This is a genomic window from Rhizobium sp. LjRoot98 (genome assembly GCF_964252935.1).
Lineage (GTDB): Bacteria > Pseudomonadota > Alphaproteobacteria > Rhizobiales > Rhizobiaceae > Pararhizobium.
Map to the genome: position 1 here is coordinate 213,164 of NZ_CAXUPW020000009.1, position 6,023 is coordinate 219,186.

Genomic DNA, 6,023 nt, shown 5'->3' on the forward strand with positions numbered 1-6,023 from the left:
AAATGCGCGTACTAATCGTCGAGGATGAGGCCCTTTTGGCCCTCGAACTCGAAAGTGAGATTGAAACCGCTGGACACCAGGTGGTGGGACAGGCTGAGGCAAGCGAAGTGGCTTTCGAACTCATCGAGGCGAAAGACCCGGAGTTTGCTTTTGTGGATGTTCAGCTTACCGACGGTCCAACAGGGCTAGACGTCGGTCGACGGCTCGCCGAGAAGGGCATCCCCTACATCTTCGTCTCGGGCAATCTCAAACGTATTCCCGAAGACCTCGCCGGAGCCATCGGGGCACTCGAGAAGCCGTACACAATGAACGGCCTTCAGAACACGCTGAAGTATGTAGAATCGGTCGTGGGAGGGGGTACTCCGAACCGAGCGCCGCCGAGCCTCGTGCTTCCGAAGCAGGCTACCGCCAACGCGCACCTCTCTCATCAGACGCGTTGATTCTTGAATCCGCGGCGCTTGTTGTTTGACGTCAATTTATCATGATGCAGTCCGAAACCTGCCGACTATACGCGCAAATTGGAACGAAGCGCTGGTCATAAGGTTTAGGCGTTTTACCTCCGAGGCTGCGATTTTCCGTTATCGGCCGATGGGAGCGGAAGTGAGGGGACGGAGTTGATCGATACGATGCCTGACTGATCGCTTGCGTCCCAAGGGGTGTTTTTAACGCACAGCGGCCGCCTCATCCGACAACTGGAGTATGTTGGCCTCGATGACACACATGACACCACTTTTGTTGTAGGAGAGCTGGACGTCACCTTTCAGCTCCGCGGCCAGTAGGCGCTCAACAAGCGTTGAACCAAAGCCTTTGCTGTTGGGTGCAACCACCTCTGGGCCTCCCGTCTCTTTCCAAGTCAGACGCAGGAACGGGCTCATCGCGGAATCGTACTGCCACGAAACCGATATCCGCCCGCCTGGAGCCGAAAGCGCCCCGTATTTTGCGGCATTGGTTGCAAGCTCGTGAAGCGCCAGTGAAAGCGATATGACCGCCTTGGGCGGCAGATGCACGGGCGGCCCGTCGATATGGAAGGCGTCGACCGGATATGGAGAGGTTGCTTGTGTGACTATCGCCCTTAAATCGGCCTTCTGCCAGTCACCGTGGACGAGGAGATCCTGTGCGCGACTAAGCGATCCGATCCGACTGGTGAACGCCTCGACGTCATCGCGGTTGGGTTTGTCTCGGCCTATCGTCTGTCGTGCTATTGCAATCACAATCGCAAGCGAGTTGTTCACCCGATGGTTCATCTCGTTTACGAGAACGGACTGGAGGCGCTCCGCTTCCTTTCGAACCGTGATGTCATGTGCGAGCTTCGAAGCACCGACGACTCTGCCGCTCGCATCGTGGATCGGTGAAACGCTTAGCAGCACCTCTACGGAACGGCGGTCTTTGCGTAGGCGGATGGTTTCGTAGGGTTCGACGACGCGACCGGCCCTGATCTGCCGAAGGATCGTCGGCTCCTCATCGCTGCGGTCGCCCGGAACCAACATCAGCACCGACTTCCCTAAGGCTTCGGCCTCCGAATAGCCGTACAGCCGTTCAGCAGCAGCGTTCCAACTGGTGATCTTCATGTCAAGATCGATGCCGAGGATCGCGTCGTTTGACGAAGCAATCATTGATGCGAGATGCTTCTCGACCCCCTGCACATGCTTCCGCTCTCCGATGTCTATCGAAATGGCAACTGCCTGCGAGATCCTACCTCGTTCATCACGAATCGCAGACACGGAGTTCGAGACCCAGACCAAACTACCGTCGTCACGTACATACCGCTTTTCGATCTCGAAGCTTTCGCCGGTTTCCACTAACCGCATGAAAAGACGCTTGTTCTCGGGAACATCGTCGGCGAACGTGATATCTTGCATCCGCGTCCCGATCAAATCTTCCCTGGCCCGGCCGACAATAGCGCAATATTGGTCGTTCACGGTGATGAGCTTGCCCGTCAAATCGCTGAGGGCAATGCCCGCGGCCGACTGCGAGAAAATCGCCCTGAGGCGTTCCTCACTTTCGCGAAGCGCCCTGTCAGCCCGTACGCGTTCGGTGGTCTCGTTCACGATACAGAAGACACCGTGAACGACGCCGTCGGAGTCAGATACCGGAGAATACGAGATGTCGAAGTAGACTGTCTCCGGGTATCCGTGCCGCTCGATGTAAAAGGGCCGGTCTTTCGCGGCAACGGTTTCGCCACTGTCGAGGACGCGTCTCAGAAGCGGCTCCAAATCGTCCCAGAGTTCGGTCCAATGTTCCTGGGCAGGTCTCCCGAATGCATGCGGATGCTTGTTGCCGATAGTCGGCGCATAGACGTCATTATATAAAGCGACGAACTCTCGCCCCCAGAACATCACGATCTGAGCCTGCGACGGGACCATGATATCGATCGCGGCGTGAAGACAGGCGGGCCATTCCGATTTCGGGCCAATCGGTCCCGATGCCCAGTCCACGGAATCGAGGAGCTTGGCAACGGGATAAGCGGCGGATGGAAGCCGTGGATCGGTCAGACTATGTCCCCCAATTCGAGTTTGCGGCGCAGATACGCCTCTCGAGCGAGAACAATATCGCAGTCGGCTCCGACGACAAGAGCGCGCGTCGCAACGAAGAAAAAAAATCGGTAAAATCATCGCCCCAGCAGCCGGTTAACCACCAGCCGCTACTATAGGAACTTCGCCAATTCCATTGCCTGCTCGGACGAGATCGTGCCGCGACGGCTGCGACCGGCAGCAAATCGTGCCGCTCGCGGTCGATGAGTTCATCCGCCGCTTCCTACTCCATGTCTTGCCGCGCGGCTTCCACCGCATCCGGCATTAGGGTCTGCGCACCGGCACTTCCCGAAAGATCAGCATCGCTCGTGCCCGCGAACTCCTGAACCCTGCCATGCCGCTCGCTGAAGACTCAGCCGATGAGCCGATCGAGATCCGCCCGCCATGCCCGTGCTGCGGCGCTAGGCGGGCGTCATAGATGACAGCTGTTCGATGTGCCTTCCATTCTCACTGGACAGCGCTATGTCTCGTGCAGATCGGCAGGCGTCTATTAAGACGATGGAAGTCGAAGCTGGCTGAGGGGAACAGGGATGGTGCTTGAAGACCTATATCGACTGCTTAGAAGCAGCCACGTTCAAGCGCAAGGCGTTGTGGATACGATGACTCAGCCGGTGGTCGTCCTGGATAAGAACTTCAACGTCACGACTGCCAACAATGCCTTTGTCACAATGTTCGAAGTGAACCGTGACGATGTCATCGGCCAAAGCCTGTTCGAGCTGGGCAACGGTCAATGGGACGTGCCGGAGCTGAAGCATTTGATTCACGCAGTGATACCGAAAGCGGCTGCCGTCATAGGATTCGAGGTCAAACATGACTTCCCATCAGTCGGTCAGAAAACCTTTCACGTCGACGCCCGCCGGCTTATCCACCCCGACGATAACAGCAGTAGCATTCTCGTCATTTTCGACGACGTTACCGAGCGCCAGCTTCATGACGCTGAGCAGGAATTCATCATCGCGGAAACGCGCCATCGGATGAAGAACATGTTCGCCGTCGTACGGGCGATTGCCATGCATACCTACGCGGAGGACCCAGGCGCTGCAATCTTCGGGGGACGTTTCTGAAAAGACTTGAGGTTGCCCTTCACGCGCAAGAGCTTGCCGCGAACAAAGAGAGCGCCGAGATTCAATCAATTTTGCGGCATTCGATCGGAGGAATGAACGGAGGCCGGATCTATGCCTCGGGGCCCTCGGGTGCGGTGGCGGGAACAAAGGTTCTTGCGGTCGGCATGATACTTCACGAACTAGCGACCAACGCTGTGAAGTACGGTGCACTCTCTGTGCCGGAGGGTGAGGTAAAGGTTGGCTGGAAGTTGAATCCGATGGCCAACGACGCCCCGTTCTGCACTGCGACTGGCTTGAGAAAAACGGACCTCCGGTTTCTCCGCCCGTCCGCAGAGGTTTTGGCACAAAACTTATCAAGGGAACCTCTGCACAGGCAGGTGGTGCGGTGAAACTCTTTTACCACTCTGAAGGTTTAGTCGCACGCATCAAAATCCCAATGTGAGGTCTTATGGAGGAACCTGCAGTAGCCGGTCTTGAACGCAAGAGGCTGGTTCTTGTCGTCGAAGATGAAATGTTCATCGCGATGGAACTGGTTCGCGCCCTTCGCGACGCCGAGTTCGATGTTCTCGGCCCCGCCGGATCGGTCGCTGATGCTTTTGATCTTATCAAAACCGAACGTCCCGACGCGGCCGTTCTTGATGTCCGCCTCGGGACCGAGAGGGTACCGGTAGCCGCTGAATTGAAAACGCTCGGCGTGCCCTATGTGATCGCAAGCGCGAGTCATCCATCCGAACTCGCGTCCGAGCCTGTACTTTCCGACGTCGCCAACCTCGGCAAGCCTACGGATCTTGATCGGTTGGTCCGGGTCATGCAGGCGTTTTGCAGATAACCGGGTGGTTGTGAATACCACCCCTTATCCATCAGCATCACACTATCTCAGGTCTGACCCCGAATTTGGAGGCTCGAGATGGGAGACCATCCCGAAAACTTGATCTCAACCCACGAAGTGCAAATCCTGCGTCCTGAGCGCGAAGACAGCCAGGACGGAATGGAGCCATGTCTTTGTTGTGGGCGTCGAAGCTTCCTCGACAAGGATGGCTGTGGCATTTGCGAGGAATGTGTTGCTTCATAACTGTGGTTGATGCGATGTGTGCTTCCATGAAGTTTGATCTCGCATCGGAGAGGTCGCTGAAGGCGCGTTGAATCCTTGTACAACGCCGCAATACAGGGATCATGAACTCTCTCGGCGGCATACCGCTTGGACGACCGGCAAAACCGGAAGAGGTTGCGGATCTACTCGCGTTCCTTGCCTCGGGTTGAGCCGCATCGATTGCTGGAACCGAGCATATGATCGACGGTGGTACGGTTCCGACCGCTTTAGCTAGCCATCGACTGCTCCTGCAGGTCAGGCGGGTGCGTCCCACCCGCCGATCTGCGAGTAGATCACGTCACGCAGGTGCCGCACGTCGTGATGCAAGGCAGCGAGTCCGGTGGTGTCTGGATCGAGGTTGCAAGCAAGATATCGCTGAGGCAGCCTGCCTTGTGCTGCAAGGCACGATCTGATCTGTCAGCGTCACCAGAACCTGACGCTCGTTGCTGGCGTTGCGCGTCCGGCGCAGGTGCCTGGCGGCTTCCAAGCGTTTCAATGAATTGACTTGGGTTCCTGAATCCAAGAGCAAGCGTCTGCGGGCGTTTGTGCCGCACGGCCACTGGCGCACCCTGACATTCCTCGTCGCACGTTGGCCATCGTTCGATCTAGCCAGTCGTACATTCGGGCATACGCCAGGCGGCTCGCTCACAACTCGCAATGCGCACCAGCACCTTCGGCACCGGGGAACTTCACCATGGTCTTGGGCACGTGATCGCTTAGTCAGGCGTAGCCTTCGCCGGCCGACTTCTCTCGTGTACGTGAAGCGAATGCGGTTTTATCCACCAGAGGCGTTAGGGAGGTCTTCATTTTCCCAGAGCTTAGCTGCGAGGCTACCCACAAACCGAATTAGGATGCTGAATAGCCCCGAGTTTCGTAGACACCCCCGGGTTAGATTTTCTGCTGCCTCTCGAACTCGACGGGCGACAGCATTCCGTTCCTGACGTGCTTGCGTTTCGGGTTGTAGAACATCTCGATGTAGTCGAACACATCCTGGCGCGCTTCATCGCGTGAACGATAGACCCTGCGACGTATCCGCTCTCGCTTCAGAAGATTGAAGAAGCTCTCGGCCACCGCATTGTCATGGCAGTTGCCGCGTCGGCTCATTGAGTGAACCAGATTGTGGTGCTTGAGGAACGAGGCCCAATCCATGCTGGTGAACTGCGAACCCTGATCCGAATGAATCAGCACCTTGTCCTTCGGCTTTCGCCTCCACACCGCCATGAGCAGAGCCTGCAATACGACGTCCGTGGTCTGTCGGCTCTGCATAGCCCAGCCGATGACCCTGCGCGAATAAAGGTCGATGACGACCGCAAGGTAAGCGAAGCCCTCGCAGGTTCG

The 6,023-nt window shown here is 57.2% G+C and carries 5 protein-coding genes and 3 pseudogenes; 5 read left to right on the top strand and 3 right to left on the bottom strand.

Annotated features, from left to right (window positions below; all coding sequences use genetic code 11):
* The first annotated feature begins 2 nt into the window (after positions 1-2).
* Positions 3-440, top strand: a complete 438-nt coding sequence (locus tag ACSQ3J_RS24375) for a response regulator (protein WP_436040524.1) — start codon at positions 3-5, stop codon at positions 438-440.
* Positions 441-662: 222 nt separating this feature from the next.
* Here the strand turns inward: ACSQ3J_RS24375 and ACSQ3J_RS24380 are convergent, their stop codons facing one another.
* Positions 663-2,363: a PAS domain S-box protein gene (locus ACSQ3J_RS24380; protein WP_436040525.1), complete on the bottom strand. Its 1,701-nt coding sequence runs from the start codon at positions 2,361-2,363 to the stop codon at positions 663-665.
* Positions 2,364-2,697: 334 nt separating this feature from the next.
* Here ACSQ3J_RS24380 and ACSQ3J_RS24385 point away from each other — a divergent pair.
* The 4 genes and pseudogenes from ACSQ3J_RS24385 to ACSQ3J_RS24400 form a co-directional block, all read left to right on the top strand.
* Positions 2,698-2,796, top strand: a pseudogene (locus tag ACSQ3J_RS24385) (transposase); the annotation flags it as partial.
* A gap of 265 nt (positions 2,797-3,061) precedes the next feature.
* Complete coding sequence (locus ACSQ3J_RS24390) at positions 3,062-3,595, top strand: PAS domain-containing protein (RefSeq protein WP_436040526.1); 534 nt, start codon at positions 3,062-3,064, stop codon at positions 3,593-3,595.
* A gap of 448 nt (positions 3,596-4,043) precedes the next feature.
* Positions 4,044-4,424 carry a response regulator gene (locus ACSQ3J_RS24395; protein ID WP_436040527.1) on the top strand — a complete coding sequence of 127 codons (381 nt, stop codon included), beginning with the start codon at positions 4,044-4,046 and terminating at the stop codon, positions 4,422-4,424.
* A gap of 341 nt (positions 4,425-4,765) precedes the next feature.
* Positions 4,766-4,855, top strand: a pseudogene (locus ACSQ3J_RS24400) (short-chain dehydrogenase); the annotation flags it as partial.
* Positions 4,856-4,940: 85 nt separating this feature from the next.
* Here the strand turns inward: ACSQ3J_RS24400 and ACSQ3J_RS24405 are convergent.
* Both ACSQ3J_RS24405 and ACSQ3J_RS24410 read right to left on the bottom strand, forming a co-directional pair.
* A pseudogene (locus tag ACSQ3J_RS24405) lies at positions 4,941-5,214 on the bottom strand (MarR family transcriptional regulator); the annotation flags it as partial.
* A gap of 359 nt (positions 5,215-5,573) precedes the next feature.
* Positions 5,574-6,023, bottom strand: a 450-nt coding sequence (locus ACSQ3J_RS24410) for an IS3 family transposase (RefSeq protein ID WP_436040528.1), incomplete at its 5' end; no start/stop codon positions are given.

What these genes read in the sequence shown, in the direction of transcription:
- ACSQ3J_RS24375 (WP_436040524.1), top strand. Translation starts at nt 3, where the DNA reads ATGCGCGTACTAATCGTCGAGGATGAGGCCCTTTTGGCCCTCGAACTC.
- ACSQ3J_RS24380 (WP_436040525.1), bottom strand. Translation starts at nt 2,363, where the DNA reads ATGGTCCCGTCGCAGGCTCAGATCGTGATGTTCTGGGGGCGAGAGTTC.
- ACSQ3J_RS24390 (WP_436040526.1), top strand. Translation starts at nt 3,062, where the DNA reads ATGGTGCTTGAAGACCTATATCGACTGCTTAGAAGCAGCCACGTTCAA.
- ACSQ3J_RS24395 (WP_436040527.1), top strand. Translation starts at nt 4,044, where the DNA reads ATGGAGGAACCTGCAGTAGCCGGTCTTGAACGCAAGAGGCTGGTTCTT.